12 protein-coding genes are annotated in these 16,825 nt (G+C 70.8%); 3 read left to right on the top strand and 9 right to left on the bottom strand.

All coding sequences use genetic code 11. The annotated features are described in order from the left end of the window. Positions 1-2: 2 nt before the first annotated feature. Together HYU53_10115 and HYU53_10110 are read left to right on the top strand one after the other, a co-directional pair. Complete coding sequence (locus tag HYU53_10115) at positions 3-1,667, top strand: hypothetical protein (protein ID MBI2221549.1); 1,665 nt, start codon at positions 3-5, stop codon at positions 1,665-1,667. Continuing rightward, complete coding sequence (locus HYU53_10110; protein ID MBI2221548.1) at positions 1,660-2,697, top strand: FemAB family PEP-CTERM system-associated protein; 1,038 nt, start codon at positions 1,660-1,662, stop codon at positions 2,695-2,697. Before HYU53_10115 ends, HYU53_10110 begins: the two co-directional genes overlap by 8 nt. A gap of 15 nt (positions 2,698-2,712) precedes the next feature. Here the strand turns inward: HYU53_10110 and HYU53_10105 are convergent, their stop codons facing one another. Continuing rightward, positions 2,713-3,693 carry a sulfotransferase gene (locus HYU53_10105; GenBank protein MBI2221547.1) on the bottom strand — a complete coding sequence of 327 codons (981 nt, stop codon included), beginning with the start codon at positions 3,691-3,693 and terminating at the stop codon, positions 2,713-2,715. A 199-nt stretch (positions 3,694-3,892) separates the two neighbouring features. Here HYU53_10105 and HYU53_10100 point away from each other — a divergent pair, with 199 nt between their 5' ends. After that, a complete protein-coding gene (locus HYU53_10100; protein ID MBI2221546.1) occupies positions 3,893-5,254 on the top strand; it encodes a putative O-glycosylation ligase, exosortase A system-associated in 1,362 nt (453 codons plus the stop codon). Positions 5,255-5,315: 61 nt separating this feature from the next. Here the strand turns inward: HYU53_10100 and HYU53_10095 are convergent, their stop codons facing one another. The 8 genes from HYU53_10095 to HYU53_10060 form a co-directional block, all read right to left on the bottom strand. Further along, positions 5,316-7,073: a hypothetical protein gene (locus tag HYU53_10095; protein ID MBI2221545.1), complete on the bottom strand. Its 1,758-nt coding sequence runs from the start codon at positions 7,071-7,073 to the stop codon at positions 5,316-5,318. A gap of 792 nt (positions 7,074-7,865) precedes the next feature. Then, positions 7,866-9,674: an SLC13 family permease gene (locus HYU53_10090; GenBank protein ID MBI2221544.1), complete on the bottom strand. Its 1,809-nt coding sequence runs from the start codon at positions 9,672-9,674 to the stop codon at positions 7,866-7,868. After that, positions 9,671-10,888 carry a TIGR03087 family PEP-CTERM/XrtA system glycosyltransferase gene (locus HYU53_10085; GenBank protein MBI2221543.1) on the bottom strand — a complete coding sequence of 406 codons (1,218 nt, stop codon included), beginning with the start codon at positions 10,886-10,888 and terminating at the stop codon, positions 9,671-9,673. The genes HYU53_10090 and HYU53_10085 overlap by 4 nt, the downstream gene beginning before the upstream one ends. After that, positions 10,885-11,514 carry an acyltransferase gene (locus tag HYU53_10080; GenBank protein ID MBI2221542.1) on the bottom strand — a complete coding sequence of 210 codons (630 nt, stop codon included), beginning with the start codon at positions 11,512-11,514 and terminating at the stop codon, positions 10,885-10,887. The genes HYU53_10085 and HYU53_10080 overlap by 4 nt, the downstream gene beginning before the upstream one ends. Further along, positions 11,511-12,665 carry a glycosyltransferase gene (locus tag HYU53_10075; protein ID MBI2221541.1) on the bottom strand — a complete coding sequence of 385 codons (1,155 nt, stop codon included), beginning with the start codon at positions 12,663-12,665 and terminating at the stop codon, positions 11,511-11,513. Before HYU53_10075 ends, HYU53_10080 begins: the two co-directional genes overlap by 4 nt. Beyond that, positions 12,662-13,651: a glycosyltransferase gene (locus HYU53_10070; protein ID MBI2221540.1), complete on the bottom strand. Its 990-nt coding sequence runs from the start codon at positions 13,649-13,651 to the stop codon at positions 12,662-12,664. Before HYU53_10070 ends, HYU53_10075 begins: the two co-directional genes overlap by 4 nt. Further along, positions 13,648-14,988 carry a right-handed parallel beta-helix repeat-containing protein gene (locus HYU53_10065; GenBank protein ID MBI2221539.1) on the bottom strand — a complete coding sequence of 447 codons (1,341 nt, stop codon included), beginning with the start codon at positions 14,986-14,988 and terminating at the stop codon, positions 13,648-13,650. The genes HYU53_10070 and HYU53_10065 overlap by 4 nt, the downstream gene beginning before the upstream one ends. After that, the gene (locus HYU53_10060; protein MBI2221538.1) at positions 14,985-16,811 is read right to left on the bottom strand and encodes a hypothetical protein; all 1,827 of its coding nucleotides are present in this window, start codon (positions 16,809-16,811) and stop codon (positions 14,985-14,987) included. The genes HYU53_10065 and HYU53_10060 overlap by 4 nt, the downstream gene beginning before the upstream one ends. Positions 16,812-16,825 lie beyond the last annotated feature (14 nt).

The following is a 16,825-nucleotide window of genomic DNA, read 5'->3' as shown; positions in this document are numbered from 1 at the left end:
CCATGGGTGTCGTGCTGGGCATCGGCGGCCGGAGCGGCGAGGCCGCCGCGGCGCTGTCGGTGAACGGCCAGGTCGTCGCCGCGGTGTCGGAGTGCAGCGTGTCGAGAAACGCTGCGGGCGCTGGCGTCCGGAGCCCCGGCGTGCCGATGGCGGCGCTGGCCGCGTGCCTGGAACGCGCGCACCTGCCTGCGCACGCCGTGACGGCCATCGCGCTCGCCGACCGCGGGGCCGCCGGCGCGGCCGACGTGCGGGCGTTGCGCCGCGGCCTGCGCCTGCGGGCGCGGCTCAACACGGGCCACGCGCGTCTCGCCCTGGCGGATGCCCTCGACGAAAAGCCCGCGTGGCTGGTCGAGGGGCTTCGCGCGCAGGCGCTGCAGGTCGCGGCCTCTTCATCTGCCGAGCGCATGGCCATCGTCATTGTCGATGGAGTCGCGCGCCGCGGGTCGTTGTTCTACAAGGATGGCCCCGTCATCGGGCGCGTGATGGCGATTGGCGGCGTGGAGCGTCTCATCGCGGCGGCTGCCGACCTGGCCGCGCGGCTTGGCTGCGCCGCCGGCGACGGGGCGCTCGATGCGCTCGAGCGGTTGGGCTCCGCCGGGGACGCCACGTTCGCGCAGGCCTTCGGTACGGTGATCGGCTGGAGCGCGCAGCCGGGCTTCTACTTCGACGAATCGCGCCTCGACGCGCTCGTGGCGGGGGCGGCGTCGGGAATCGGCGACCTGGCGCAGGCCGACAGCCTCCACGCGCGTGTGCGCCAGCGACGGCGGGACCTGGCAGCCGGCTTCTGCATTCGCGTCCACGAACTGGCGGCGCGCCTGTGTCACGCGGCCGCGGCGCTGCTCCACGTCGACGCGGTTGGGCTCGGGGGCAGTGTGTTCGGATCGGACGCCGTGAACACCGCGGTCCGCCTCGAGCTCGGGGATCGGGTCTGGGTGGCGCCCGTGCCCGAAGAAGCGGGCGGCGCGATCGGCGCCGCGGTGGCCACCGATTCCGCGGCATCGCGGTTCGACGGGCTGTCGCTCGGTCCCGCGTTCTCGGAACCGGAGATGAAGCAGACGATCGAGAACTGCCGTCTCGACTACGTCTACGAGCCTGCATGGGAACGGCTGCTGACGCGCGTGTCGCGCCTGCTCGAGTCCGGAAAGACGATCGCCTGGTTCCAGGGCGCGCTCGATTTCGGTGCGCGCTCGCTGGGCAGCCGCAGCATTCTCTGCGATCCGTCGCGACCCTACGCGCGCGAGAACCTCACCCACTATCTCGGTCGTCCCACCGACGAGGCGTGGCTGCCCGTGTCGCTGACCGACGCCGCGGCGGACGCGTGCCTGGACGTGCCGCTGCGGTCCCCCTTCATGTTGCTGCGGGGAACCGTTCGTCCGGAGGCGCGGCCGCTGCTGCGCGCGGCGCTCGACGCGCGCAACGCCATGACCGTCCACACCGTCGACCCGGCGCAGGCGCCCGAGCTGGCCGAGCTGCTGCGCATCCATCGCACGCGCACCGGCGTGCCCGGGCTGATCAACACGCCGCTGACCGCCCACGGCGAGCCGACCGCGTGTGCGCCGCGCGACGCGATCCGGACGACGTTCTCGTCCGCCATCGATGCGCTGGTGATGGGCCGGTTCCTGATGATGAAGGACTACTGGCTGCTCAGGAGCGACACCGATGTCTGACGCGCCGCTCTCCGTGACCGAGGCCACCTGCCGCGAGGAATGGGACGCGTTCGTCGACGGGCACCCTGAGGCCGCCGTCTACCACCGCTGGGAGTGGCGGGCGATCATCGCGCGGGCGTTCGGGCACCAGACCAGATATCTGGTGGCAAGGACCGGCGGCGTGATGGCCGGGGTGCTGCCGCTCGTCGCAATGCGGTCGCCGGTCTTCGGGCGCTTCGTCGTGTCGCTGCCGTTCGTGAATTACGGCGGCGTGCTGGCGTCCGCCGCGCGCACGGCCGACGCGCTGCTCGGCGCGGCCGGCGCGCTGGCCCGCGCCGGGGGCTACAGCCACGTGGAGCTGCGCCACCGCGCGCGCCGATTCGGCTCGCTGCCGTTCCGCGCCCACAAGGTGGCGATGGAGCTGGCGCTGCCGTCCACCCGCGACGCGCTGTTCGGGCTGTTCGACCGCAAGCTGCGGAACCAGATTCGCAAGTCGGAGAAGAGCGGCCTGGACGTTGCCGCCGGAGGGCGGGAGCTGCTCGACGCCTTCTATGAGATCTTCGCGACCAACATGCGCGACCTGGGCACGCCGGTGTACGGCCGCAACCTCTGCGAAGAAGTCCTGCAGGAGGTTGGCCCGCGCGCGGCGGTGATCGTGGTCAGCCGCGGCGGAGAGCCGCTGGCGGCGGGCATCACGATCACGTACCGCGACCGCGTGGAGATGCCGTGGGCGTCGGCCCTGCGCCGCGGCCGCGAGTGGTGTGCGAACCAGATGCTCTACTGGGCGGCCATCGGGCGGGCCGTCGACGCGCACGCGCGGCAGTTCGATTTCGGCCGGTCCACCATCGGCGACAGCCACTTCGAGTTCAAGAAACAGTGGGGGGCCGTCCCGGACGCGCTCCACTGGGAGTACCTCCAGGTCGGCGGCGCCGCGCTGCCTGACTTCAGCCCCGCCAGCGCGAAATACCGCCGCGCGGTTGCGATCTGGAAACGCCTGCCGCTGCCGGTGACCCGCCTGGTTGGACCGCACATCGTGCGGTGCATTCCGTAGGGCGATCGCGGCCCGTCACCAGTCTCCGTCGCGTTCGTACCCCAGCTCGATCAGCAGGTCGCCGGCGATCTCCTTGAACCGGCGCTTGTCCTCGTCGGTGAAGTGATTCCGCCAGTCGCCGCGGACGCCCCTGCGGTAGAAACTTCCTCGGTCCTCGTCTCCCGGCCGGCGCCCGGTCATGAAACTGATCGACGAGTAGCGCAGCATCGCGGACACGTGCTCGTCGGCGGGGAGCCCCAGGAACCGCAGCAGCCCGGCGACCGTCCCGGCGCCATCCTCGAGCAGCGACTCGTAAGCGCAGGTGAAGATGCCGTACTTCGACGCGTACGCGCGCTGCGCTTCGATCAGCCGGCGCCAGTATTCGACGCTCGCCGCGAAATTCCACGCCCGGCCGCGCCGCGCCGAGAAGAACCGATCGGAGACGACGACATCGCGCCCGTCGCGATACACGGCGACGAGCCGTGCCTCGGGAAAGACCGACCGGATGAACGGGGTCACGAGCACGTGATTGGGCGTCTTCTCGACCAGGTACGCGCGCGGCTTGAGGCGCGCGCCCACGAAGTCGAAGAAGCGGCGGCAGTAATCCTCGCCCGACCTGCTGGCCAGCAGCTCGCGCCTGAGCGCGCGCTGGTCGAGCAGGCTGAGATCCAGCAGCGTCGAGGGACGCGCGGTCCGCGGGGGGGCCTGCCGCCACAGCCCCTGCACAGCGGCCGCCGCGACCGCCAGCCGATGCCGCGGCAGCCTGGCGAGGCCGCCGCCGCTCCAGTACGAGCTGGTAAACAGGTTACGCGTGGCCGTGGCGATGTCCTGCGTGGCCGCATAACGAAAGACGTTCGTCTCGCCGAGGCAGCGGATATCCGGATGCAGGGCCAGCAGGTTCGCCAGCCACGTGCTCCCGCTCTTGTAGTGCCCGACGATGAACGCGTAATTGGCCCCCGTCGGGGAGGGCATCGCCGCGGGCTCCGGCACTCGAACGGCCGCTGTTCCGGTGGTCATCAGTCGCCTTTCGCGCTCCTCGGGCGACTGCAAGAGTGTCGCCCGGGAGCCGGGCGCCAGGCCACACCGCGCCAGGCGATTGTCTCCTTCGCGGAAGACTTTGGTCTTCCCGGAGGCGGTCAGATGCCGATCGTGACGCTGCTGAGGCGGAAGAAGTCTGCCCCCAGGTGGCCGGCGGTTTGCGAGCGTGCACGGAGGAATGCTGCGCAATCTGTTCGTCATGAGCATCGCCGGCGTGGGTATCTTCTACGGCCTTCGCGGCCCGTTCTACGTCCTCCTCCTCTACCTCTGGATTGCGTACTTCAGACCGGAGCAGTGGGTGTGGGGTGATTTCGTCGGACAGCTCAATCTGTCGTTCATCGCCGGATTGGCGCTCGTGGGATCGCTGTTGCTTTCTCGGGAGCGCGAGCGGATCCGGCTCGACCTGCGGACGGTCGTGCTCTTCCTGTTCCTGCTTCAGAGCATTCTCTCCACGGCGCTGGGTCCGCACGCGGAGTACTCGTGGGCTTACTGGCCCGATCTGGCGAAATCCCTCGTGGTGACGTACGCGGTGGCGACGCTCGTGAGCGATCGGCTGCGCTTCCGGCTCACGCTCCTGGTGATTGCCGTATCGCTCGGGTTCGAGGCGTCGAAGCAGGGATGGTTGCAACTGCTGCTCAACCCGGGAGCAAAGAACGTCAACCGCATTCCACCGTTCGGCGATGAAAACGGTGCCGCGCTGGCGATGTTCATGCTAACGCCGCTGCTGCTCGCGCTCGCGAGCACCGCCGCCCGGCGATCGGAAGCGGTCGTGCACCGTTTCATGGCAGTCGGGGTCGTGTTCCGGGGGATCGCGACCTATTCCCGCGGTGGATTCCTGTCAGCCGGCGTCCTCGGCATGCTGTATTTCCTGCGCTCGCGGCACAAGGTGCGCGCGGCAGTTGGAGTGGGGCTGCTGGCGGGGCTCATTCTGACCGTCTTTCCCGAGAAGTTCTGGGACCGGATGGAGACGATTCGCTTGGCGGCCGATCGCGTCATCAATCGCGACGATGACGGCGGCCCGGAGACTGATCGCGGGGACCGGTCGGCCATGGGACGGCTTCACTTCTGGACGGTCGCCGTCGACATGGCGCGCGACCGCCCGCTGACCGGTGTGGGTTATCTCGGTTACAACCCAAGCTTCGACGCGTACGATTTTTCGGGCGGCGAGTTCGGTACCCACCGCTCCGTCCACAGCGCGTGGTTCGGGGTGCTGGCGGAGCTTGGTTTCCCGGGTCTCATGCTGTTCGGCTCCACCATGCTGCTTGCCCTGATTGCCTGCCGGCGGGCGCGCCGGCAGGCCCGACAGGGCACGATCGACGCCGAGTTCGGCGTGTATGCGACCGCGCTGGAAACCAGTCTCTTCGTCTATGCGGTGGGGGCGTGCTTCATTCCCTTCCAGTACGTGCATATCTTCTGGAACATCGCCGGACTGACGATGGCGCTCGATCGGATCACGAAGACGGCTGTGGCGGCCCGGGCGGTGGATAACGCGCCCGCGCCGGCGTTCGGGGACGCGCCGGTACCATCCGCGGTCGTGTAGGCGCCGGTCAGGCGCACGCCGGATGGTCACGCGTCCGGTGGGGATCGCCTTCTGGCGTTCCTCAGAGCGCCGCGAGGAGCAGCAGCAGCGTGGCCGCCATGATCAGGGCGGCTGCGGAGGCCAGGCGCCGCGCGGCGCGCTGGCGCTGCGACACGAACGGCGCCGGGTGTCCGAAATCCTCGACGGGATCGGGCGATGCGTCGGCGGGGACGGTGAGCCGCGCAGGGGGCGCGACGGTGTTGGTGATGAGCAGCACGAGCGGACGGGTCAGCGTTCGCGTGGGCGCGTTGCGCAGACCACCGATCGCGCGGTCGTAAAAATACTCCGATCGCTCCACATACACCGGCCGGCGCTCGCTCGTGCCGTACGCCGCGGCGAGGCGGAACACATCCGCTTTGCGGAGCTCCTGCGCGGCCCACGTCTCGGTCGGAAACTCGAGCGCCTCCGGATGATCGAGGTAGGCGCGCTCGTGCGCCGCCATCCAGTCGGCGTAGGCGAGCAGGCTGCACCGCGCGTAGCGGTACATTCGATCGCGCTCGCCGCGCTCGCGCTTGATATCGAGATACTTGCCGAGCGCCTGGAGGAACACGGTATAGGACCAGCGCCGCTCGGCGTCCAGCAGCGCGCGCGCCGCGATGTCGTCGCGCGGATGGATGCACCGGCGGATGAACCGCTCGGCGGCCTCGAGATAGCGCGCCTCGCCCGTCAGGCGGAACGCGTCCAGCATCGCGTTGATCGAGTTGCCCGCGCCGCGGCCGGGGCCGTGATAGAGCGGCGACACCGTCCGCGTCGCGGCGCCGGAGGGGGGACGCGCGATCCACCGCAGGATCGCACGCCCCCCCTCTTCCATCTGCAGCACCCACCCGGCGAGCTCCAGCACCGCATCCCGGGACCGGCGCGAGCCGGTCATGAACCAGTGGAGCATGAGCCCCGTCGTGTAGTTGTGCTCGGCGGAAGGGCCTCCGCCGCCGGCGGCGCTGGAGCGCGCGTACGTCCGGTGCGTCGAGCGTCCCGCATCGACGTAGTGGGCGGTGTGCCAGAAGAGCCCGTGGCTGTACTCGGAGCGATCCTCGCCGGTGTGATAGATGTCCACGTCCACGACGTGCGCCGCAAGATCGTCCATCAGCTCGCGCCAGCGCAGGTCGCCGTCGCGAAGGTGCTGGCAGGCGAATCCCGCGACGGCGTCGTACTGGTTGTTGTAGTGGGAGATCAGCGGCCGTTCCGCCGGCGCGTGAACCGACTCGTGGTCCGCGTAGAGATCGCCGAAGTGACGCCAGCCGTATTCGTCGACGACCTCGCGCCTCGCGGCAAACGCGGTGGGACCCTCGATGGCGGCGCGTGCGAGCCGCACGCAGTCCTCGCGAGCATCCTCGGCGAGCGGCAGGACAGAGCCGAACGCGCCGGTGGCGCAGGCCCAGGCGGGATCGACCCACGCGCAGAGCGGCGAGCGAACCCAGTCGAGCGGCTCGTCGGTGATCGCGTCGGCGCCGAAGCCGATGAAGAACGCGTGCGTCTTCTGCTCGCCCCCCTGGATCTCGTGCAGATCCGCCGCCTGCCGCGGGAAGAGCGACAGCCGAAGGCAGTCGCGCTCCCACGCGAGACACTTCGGGAAGTTCTGCCAGAACTGCCGCATGGCGATCGACACGTGCGCGCGCCCGCTCCACGCCGAGACGATGGGCGTCGCACGCCAGCCGCGGCCCTGCCTGCCGGCAACCCTGAACCGATACCCGCGAAACGCCACCGTGGTGCGCCCGTGGCGGCTCACGTGGTTGCGGCTCTGCCAATTGCTGCCGCCGCTCGAGTCCTGGTACAACTCCATCGGGGCGGTCAGGTCGGCGAACGGCGCGCCGGTCTCCGGTGAGCACCGCGCGCGGGCCTCGCCTGCAGGAAGGCGGATCGACACCGTCAGCTCGCGGAGCAGAACAGATCCGCCGCCGCCCAGCTCCCAGTACCCCCCTGGATGCGACGCGCGCCTGGGATTTCGCGTCGTCAGCTCGAAGAGGGCGACCGTCGATCCGCGGTAGAAGTGCATCAGAAGCGCCAGCTCGAGGAGCGCACGCTGGCGCCTCCCTCCGATCCGGCCATCGGCGCGGACAGTCGCCCGCAGCGGGCCGTTCTCCTCGATCGCGACCGACGTGAACGTCGCGTCGAGCCGGTGGCCGTCTTCGTCCTCGATCTCCAGCGCCATCGCGGCAGGGCCCGCGGTCAGAGGAAATTCCCGGCCGCTTCGCGCCTCGAAGCGGGTGGGTCCGGTATCGATCTCGACGGTGCCGTCCGCACGTTCTCGCGCGAGCGACGGCAAGGGCGGCTGAATCGAGCAACCTCGCTCGAGTTGGTAGGTTCCGCGCTCGCCCGCGAGCGTGACCTGAAAATCCAGCAGGAGCCACCGGACGCTGGTATCGCTCCAGAGATCCACCGGCGTCGCCTGAAGCGGGACCTCGCGGCCCGCCGCATCGCGCAGGCGGACCTGCCGGGGATCGCTCAGCCATTCCCGCGGCAGCGGAACGCCCAGTCTGAGCGGCTGGCCGCGGTACATCCGCACGCGGCCGGCGGCCGGCGCCAGCGGCGCAACGTAAACGGCGCACGACGAACGGGGGCCGGCCGGCATGGCTCAGAAGGGGAACACCAGGGGTGTCACCAGCACGGTGACGATCATCAGCAGCAGATCGAGCGGCAGGCCGATGCGGACGAAATCGCCGAACCGGTATCCTCCCGGCCCGTACACCATCATGTGCGTCTGGTAGCCGAGCGGCGTCGCAAACCCGGACGATGCGGCCACCATGACCGTTGCCGCAAACGGCACGAAGTCCACGCCCATGCCGCGCGCCGCGGCGAGCGCGATCGGGAAAGCCAGTGCGGCGGCGGCGTTGTTGGTGACGATTTCCGTGAAGACCAGCGTCAGCAGGTAGATTCCCGCGAGCACGGCCCACGGCCCGGCGGGGCGAAGCGCGTCGACGAGCGTGGCCGCCGCGATGGCCGCGAGGCCTGTTGACTCGATCGCGCGCCCGATGCCGATCGCGGCGCCAATCGCGATGAGAGTCGACCAGTCGATGCTGCGCCGCGCCTGCTCGGCCGAGCAGCAGCGCGTCAGACCCATGAGCGCCGCCGCGAGCAGTCCAATGTTCAGCAGGCTCAACCCGAGGCTCCCCTCGAACGCCGCGGCGACCACCAGAGCGGCGAAGATCGCCAGGGCGATCCAGGCGCGGTCGTGGCGGACCGGACGGGATCCGGGGACGGCGGAGCTGAGGAAGAAGTCGCCGTTGTTCCGGTGCTTCCGGTGAAACCATGGGCGGGTCTGCAGCAACAGCGTGTCGCCGACTTTCAGCACGATGTCGCCAATCTTTTCCTGGATACGCTCGCCGTGCCGGTGCACGGCCAGGACCACGGCGTCGTAGCGGTTCCTGAACTGCCCCTCCCGGATGCTCTTGCCGACAAGAGGGCATCGCGGGCTGACGACCACCTCGGTCAGGCACCGATCCTCGCGCCGATCGTTCACGCGGTACGTGTGCTCGAGCGGCGGCGACAGCCCGCGGACGTTCTGCAGCTCGACGAGCGAGTCCACGATGCCCACAAACACCAGCCGATCCTCGGCGAGCAGGCGCTGCCCCGGCCCGATGCCGGCGAGCGATTCGGCGCCGCGCTGGATAGCCATCAGGTAGGCGCCCGGCAGGTGCCGAAGGCCGGCGTCTTCGACCGTCTTTCCGACGATCGGGCTGTTGCGCCTGACGAGCAGCTCCGCGGTGTACTGTCGCGTCTCGTCGCCGTTCCAGGCGGGCTGTCGCCGATCGGGCAGCAGCCGCGGCGCGAGGACGACCAGGTACGCCAGCCCGGCGAGGGCGACGGGCAGGCCGAGCGGCGTAATCGTGAACATCCCGAACGGCCGGATCGAGGGATCCGTCTTGTTCGCCTCGATCAGCATCCCCTGGACGACGAGGTTCGTGCTGGTGCCGATGAGCGTGCAGACCCCGCCGAGAATGGCGGCATAGCTGAGCGGAATGAAGAGTTTCGACGGGCTCTGGCGTGTCTTCTTGCACCACTCGCCGATGACGGGCACGAACATCGCCACGACCGGCGTGTTGTTGATGAACGCGCTGGTGACGGCCACCGGCACGATCATCCGGACGAGGGCGCGCAGGAGCGTGGCCGGACGGCCCAGGAGGCGTTCGGTCAGCAGCGCGATTCCGCCCGTTTCGGTGAGCCCCGCGGCAATGACGAACAGGACGCCGACTGTCAGCAGTCCCTCGTTGCCGAACGCCAGGGCGGCCTCGCGGGGGGTCGGGAAGCGGCCGGAGAACGCGCTGAGCGACATCAGCGCCGTCAGCCCGCCAACCAGCGTGACATCGGGCGGCGCAAGGTTCCGCCCCAATATATAAAGGATAGCGACAAGGAGGGCGAGCGCGACGAGCGGTTCCCAGCTCATGCGAGGCCCAATGCCGCGGCGCTCTCCCGGCTGAAGGCCGCGGCTTCAAGGATGGCCGGGAGCGCCGCCAGCCGTTGCGGCCAGCCGAGCGACGCCAGGTCGGCGCCCGCGACGAGCGCGCGACGCTCGTCGTCGGCGAGGTGGAGGAGGCGCGCAAGCGCGACGGCGAATGCGTCCGCGTCGGCCGCCTGCACGCACGCGGGCAGCACTTCGTGGGGGAGGCCTTCCGCCACCTGCGGCGTGACGACGCAGGGGGTTCCGGCGGCCACGGCTTCGAGCACCTTGTTCTGAACGCCGCGCGCCGTGGCGAGCGGCGCCGCGGCAGCGACCGCCTGCCAGAGATACGGCCGGACGTCCGATACCGTGCCGGTCACCTCGATCTGCTGGCGTGGCGAGGCCAGCGCGCGGACGGCAGCGGTTGGATCGGCGCCGACGATCAGGAGTCTCGCGTCGGCCACGTCGCGCCGGACGCGCGGCCACACGTCGCGCGCCAGCCACCGCGCGGCGTCCGCGTTAGGGCCGTAGTTCATGACGCCGCAGAAGACGACGTCGCGTCGCCGGGGCACATCCGCCGGAGGCGCGAACGATTCCAGATCCACGCCGTTGGGCACGATTCTCACGTACGCGTCGGGCGCCAGGCGGACGAGCGCCGCGCGCTCGCGCTCGTTCACGACGAGCGCCGCGCGCGCGGCAAGGCTGGCACGCGCCTCGAACGCCCGCAGGCGCTGCGCCTCGCGGGCATAGACTCGACCGAGCGGTCCGCGCGTGGCGAGAGCCAGCTCCGCCCATTTCAGCGAGTCGACGTCGACGAGATCGAGCACGAACGGAATGTCTGCAAGCGGCGGCTCCGCCGCGAAGCGCGCCATGCCCGAGCAGTACGCCAGGACGACCTCCGGCTGCCGGCGCCGCACGATCCGCTCGAGCGCCGGCCGCATCCCGGAGGCGTCGAGCAGGCAGTGCGTCAGCGGACGGCCGGTGGCGAGCCCGCGTGCCGCCCGCACGGCCTGCCCTGCACGCGACACCCGCACGATTTCCAGGTCACGCACCAGCGGTCGAAGCGCCGAGAGGTCGCGCGTCTCCTCCCGGCCGTGCGCCAGCGAGACCAGCGAGACCTGGTGTTCGGCCGCCAGCAGGCGCAGCGCGTGAAACGCGCGCAGGCGGTCGCCGCGGTTCGGCGCGTACGGCACCCGGTGCGTGAGGTAGAGAATCTTCACGACACCAACGCCTCGGGACGGTCGGCATCGGCGGCAACCGCGCGCGCCCGGATGATGCGCGCGGGCACACCGGCCGCGATGACGCAGTCGGGCAGCGGTCGCGTCACGACCGCCCCGGCGGCGACGACCGTGCCGCGCCCGACGTCGGCCATGACCACGCTGCCGCTGCCGATCCACGAGCCCGCACCGATGCGGACCAGCCGCGGCGTTCCGGGCTGCTCGCGGATCGGAATCGTCAGGTCTGCGATCCCGTGCGTGGCCGGCCCGCTCGTCACGTGAACCGCGGCGCCGAGCAGGACGTCGCGCTCGAGGTGCACGAGGCCGAGGTGCGATCCGGGCCCGACATACACGTGCGGCTCGATGCGGGCACCCGCCTGCGAGAACAGCACGCCGAACTCGATCGCCACTTCAGCACTGCATTCCTGGAGTACCCGGCGAAGGAACGCCGCCCGCAGGTACCGTCCGGGGAGCCCCGGAATCAGCGACAGCGCCTGCGTCGATCCGGCCAGCGCACGGTCCCGGCCGAACACGCGGGCACGGATCCAGTAGGACACGAGCGCGGGGGCGACCGCCACGGTCGCGAGGGCCCGCGCAATCGCCTTGGCGGTCGCGCGTATCCCTGTCATCCATGCCTCCGCCGCGATGCGGTACCGTGCTGCCGGTAGACCTCCTCGAGCGCGCGCGTGCGCGCCTCGAACGACAGGGTGGTCTCGACGCGTGCCCTCGCCGATGCCGCCCTGCGCCGCATCGCGTCCGGATTCCGCACGGCCTCATCGATCGCAGCGACGAGCCCCCGCACGTCACGCGGCTCGACCACGAGTGCGTCGATGCCATCACGCACCAGTTCCGCGGTCCCGCCGGCGGCCGTGGCGACCACCGGCGTTTCCAGGGCCATCGCTTCGAGCACCGCGTTGGGCGTGCCTTCGTACTCGGACGACTGCACGAAGAGATCGAATCCGTGGTGCAGGGTCACGATGTCGCCGCGCGCGCCCAGCAGCCGCACCGATCCGTTCAACCGCAGCCGATCGGCCTGGGCCCTGAGCGCGGCTTCGAGCGAACCGCCGCCGGCGACGGCCAGACGCAGCTGCGGATGCCGGCTCGAGAGCTGCGCGAAGGCGTCGAGCAGCAGGTCGAACCGCTTCTGGCGCTCGAGGCGGCCGATCGCGCCGACGATGATGGCGCCGGGCGGGAAACCGAGCGCGCGGCGGGCGGCCGCTTCCCTCGACCGCTCGCGGCGAAACGCCCCGGGATCGATACCGTTGAGGATCGTGCGGACGCGCGCCGCCGGGACTCCCGACCGGACGAGCACATCGCGGATCTCGGAGGACACCGCAATCACGCACGGAAACCGGCGGAGCAGGAGCCGATCCGCGGGGTAGTACACCCGTCGCTCGCGCCAGGACTGGCCGGTCCACCCGTGAGCGGTCGTGAGCGGCGTGACGCCGTCACGCCGGGCGAGCAGCAGCGCCAGCAGGTCGGTCTTGTAGTCGTGCGAGTGCACCAGATCGATCCGCCGTTCGGCGACCGTGCGACGGAGGGCAGGCCAGATCCGCGGGTCGAAGGAACGGCGCTCGACGACTTCCAGGTAGCGGACGCCGGCCGCACCGGCCCGTCGATCGACGTCGAACACGTCGTCCCGCCGATCGCGGATGTAACAGACGGTGACGTCGAACTCCGCGGGATCGTGCCGGGCCGCGCCGAGCAGGATGGTCTTCTCCGGGCCGCCGCCGGTACCGCGGACCGTCCGCAGCTCGAGCACACGAAGCGGCCGCGTCATGGGACGCCAGCCTCGGGACGCCGCCGGGAATAGGCGGCCCCCAGGATGACGGCGAACGCGCGGCCCGAATCGTACGCGCCGGCCACCAGAACGGCCTGCACCGCGTCGGCGAGGCGAACCTGGCGGCCGCGCCGCAGCATGCGCAGGGCCCGCGCGCCGATCAACGCGAAGGGAACCGCGGCTGCGCCGCCAGCCAGCCACGCCACGCCGGGCGGGGCGGCGACGAGGAAGATCGCCGTTGCGGCAAGCGCGGCGAGGTCGAGGACGGGGATGACGGCGCTGGCGAGGGATCGCCACGAGCGCGGCGCGCGCAGGCTGACGCGCAGGTTGTCGCGGCCCCGCCACAACTCGCCGAAGAACACCGAACCGAGCGTGCGGGGGTCGCCGTGGTGCACGCTCCGCATTCGCGGCTCGGCGACGACGGCATAGCCCGCGAGGCGCAAGCGCCGGCAGAAGTCCACGTCCTCGCAGGTTTCGAGCGCTGCGTCGAAGCCCCCCACCGCGTCAAACGCCGCCCGCCACACGGCCATGTTGCCGCTCGCCAGCCACTCGGCGTCCCGCCGTTCCGCCGGCCGCTCCCGCAGCGCGTCGTACGTGCGCTGCACCCATCCGGCGGCGGGCGGCGGCGAGTACGCGGCGCCGGCGGCGCCGGCGCCGGGTTCCGCCAGTGAATCGACAGCGGCCGCGAGCCAGCCCGGATCGAGTTCATGGTCCGCATCGACGAAGGCGAGCAGGGCTCCCGCTGCGCTGCGGGCACCGCGGTTGCGCAGGCCGGCGACGCGCCCGCCCGGCATTTCCAGCACCCGGGCTCCGGCCGTGGCGGCGACGCCGGGCGAGCCGTCGCGCGAACCGTTGTCGACGACGATCGTTTCCACGAGGTCTCGCGGGTAGCGCAGTGTGCCAATCGACGCGAGGCACCGCGCGAGGCACGCCGCGTCGTTGCGCACCGGGACGATGAAGGAGACCCGGGGCAGCGTGCGGCTCATCGTGGTCCGCCACTTCCGCGGGCGGCGGGGGCCGCGCCCGCGTACTCGAACGCGCCGGCGTCTGGCGCCCGCCCGACGCTGCGGCTTCGGCGATCGAAGTCCGTCATCCGTGCATCGACCGGCACTCCCGCGTCGATCGCGCCGGCGGCACGGCCGGTCAGATGGAGATCGGCCGCGGCCGGGTCGACAAACCAGTCGCGGCGTGCGCCCGTGACGTTGCCTTTCATCACGGCCGCGCCGCCGTTGCGGAACTTGATCTCGCGGCTGGTGAGATTGTTCGCGACGGTTCCGCGCGTTTCCGGGAAGCGCACGCTGATCGACCAGTCGAGCGATCCCTCGACGACCACGGTGTTGTGTTCGACCGTGACGTCCCGCGCGCTGTTGACCTCGATGCCTTCGTTCGCCCATCGGGACAGGTTGACGACGACGTTGTTGCGAATCAGCCCGCCATCGTGATCGAACGCGGTTTCCTGGCCGCGCGCCCGCTTGCTTCGTCCCGCCCGCACGCCGAGCGCGATGCCGCGGTACGAGTCCACGATCAGGTTGCGCTCCACGACCGTGCCGCCGGAAGCGGCCCAGAACAGGATCGCCGGACCCGCTTCCCGGCCCCGGGATTCCGGCCCCCGGATGCGCTCGAACCGGCTGTCGCGCACGGTCCAGCCGCGCGCCGCGAGGACGTCGATGCCATTGGTGTAGTCGCTCGGCGCGGCGTCGGTGTACTCGAACAGCGAGCACGCGACGAGGCCGTTGTCCGCATGTTCGCCGTTGGCGGCGACGCTGCCCTTGAGCAGTTGCTCTCCGGTGTCCACGATGCGGACGTTGTGCACGACGAAGCCGCCGGCGCCGCGCTCGCCGCGGACCTGGATGCCGTGGTGCGAGACCCAGCCGACGGTCAGGTCGGCGATGGTGACGTCGCGGGCGTTGACCGCAATGCCGACGCCGACCCTGCCTCCCGTCATCCCCGCGCCGCGCAGGATGACCCGGTCGCGATTGCCGCTGGCGCCGCGCAGCACGAGGCCCGGCACGTCGATCCTGATCGTGCGATCGAGCTGGTACTCGCCATCCGCCAGAAGGATCGTCGCCCCCGGGTCCGCCTCCCTCATCGCCTTGCGAAGCGCCGCGAGACCGCGCACGATCCTCACGCTTCCGGCCTGTCGCGGCGCCCACCCGCAGCGCGGACAGACGGTGGCGGCTGCGCGCGGCCGCACCGCGGTGGCAGAGGTGGGAGGATGCCGGCGCTGCCGCTGGCGCGGCTGCGCCTCCATGCCGGCCGAGCCGGCGAGCCATGCGACGAGGCAGGCGGCGGCGATCGCGCGTGTGGTGATCTGGCGCGTCATGAGTCACACTCCTCGAGCCACAGCTCGACGTTCAGCATCACTTGCAGCAGATAGCCGTAATCCACAATCCCGCCACGGGTGCGGTCCACGGCAGCCCGGACGGTCCCGGCGTCCCACAGGCCGCGATCCTGGCATCGGGGCGAGAGCAGGACCTGCTCGACCGAGTCGAGGAGCATGCGCTTCATCCACACGTCGAATGCGTGGTAGTGCCGGAACCCGGGAACGTGCAGGCGCCGCAGCGCGGTGTTCATCTTGTCGAACAGCGCCTCGACGAGCGGGCCGGCCCCGGCCGGCGCGCCGGTGTTGGCGTTGCGCACGCGAAGCATCTGCGGCGCGCACGCCGCGATCACCGCCCGGTGCAGGCCGGTGTCACGACGCCACTCGGATGGTCCGCGGAAGACGGCCGCGAGCACGTCCTCGTCCACAAACGGCAGCCTCACATCGACCGCGTGCCGGAACAGCTCGAGCGACGCAACCGTGAAGCGCCGATGGTGCTCCCGCAAGTACACGTACGTGCAGAGGTCGTCCGCCGACAGATTCACGCCGTCCAGCGCCCGTTCGAGCGTGGCGGCCGGAGCCGCGGCCGCCCGGGCACGGTGTGGCTCGGCGAAGAGCGATGCGATCGGAAGATCGCGCCGGACGTAGTCCGTGCGCTGAAGCAGATACGGCACGAACTCACGAGGCGACATCTGGCCCGTGTGCGCGTCGGTGTGGAACGGCCAGGCGAGACGCGACTTCAGCAGCTCACCGCCGTGCCCGCGCAGCAGCACGGCGAAGTCCGCCCTCTCGAAGAAGCCGAGCGCGAGCATCTCCGTGAGGCCGTGGCTGAGGTACATGCCGTCGGTGAGCGCCACCATCCGCCGCAGCTGCGGAAGAAAGGCGGAGAGGTACTCCTGGCCGAGCGGCAGGAACCGGTGGCGCGTTCCCGCGGACGTGGCCAGTTGCGCGGCGATCGCCTGATCGGCGCATCCCTCGACACCCACGGTGCACGTGGTCAGCCGCGGTGCCTGCCCGTCGACCGCGCTCAGAATGGCCCGGCTGTCGAGGCCGCCCGACAACGAGAGCCCAATCCGGCAGTCACCCTCCACGCTCCGGCGGACCGCGTGCCGGAACGTCTCGACTACCTCATGGACGTAGTCCTCGCGTCTCCCGCGCGGGCCGCTGAAGTAGTCGGCTGCCTGCGCGTACGTCAGCTCCCCAACGGTTCCCGTCCGCAGGTCGCACGAAACGACCGCGGCTGCGGGGACGAGGCGGACATCCTCGTGAAGCGTGCGGGCGCCGAACGGAAAGCCGAACGCGAGATACGAGGACACCGCCTCGATGTCCACGCTCGTCTTCAACGCGAGCGCCCGGACCACCGGAGCCACAGCCGGACCGAACGCGAAGGTGCCGTCGGCGCGGCGGCAGTAGTACAGCGGGTACGATCCGACCGCATCGCTGACGAGGATCAGCCGGCCGCGTGCCTGGTCCAGCACGGCGAGCGCGAACTGCCCCTTCAGGTGCCTCGGAAACTCGTCGCCGTGGCGCGCGTACAGTTCGGCGATCCGCCGTCCGGCGTCGCGAGTCTCGTCTCCCGCGAGCGCGCAGAGTTCCGCGACGCTGTGCAGGTCGCCGTGGAACAGCACGTGTACGGCGTCGGCCGCGTCAAGCTGCGCGTGCGGGTTGAGCACTCCCAGGTGCGCGCGGCCGATCGCCCAACCGCCGTCGGGCGCCGCAAGCGACTCGACACGCACGCGGCTCCCCACGGCCAGCTCCCGAACGAGCCGGTCGAACACCGCCGCTGTCGCGGGCGCCGGACCGGAGACTCCACAGAGCCCAGGCACGTTGGATCACCCTC

This window comes from Acidobacteriota bacterium (genome assembly GCA_016184105.1).
Classification (GTDB): domain Bacteria; phylum Acidobacteriota; class Vicinamibacteria; order Vicinamibacterales; family 2-12-FULL-66-21; genus JACPDI01.
The sequence above is the reverse complement of the archived record's forward strand: the minus strand, read 5'-3'. Positions and strand labels throughout refer to the sequence as shown.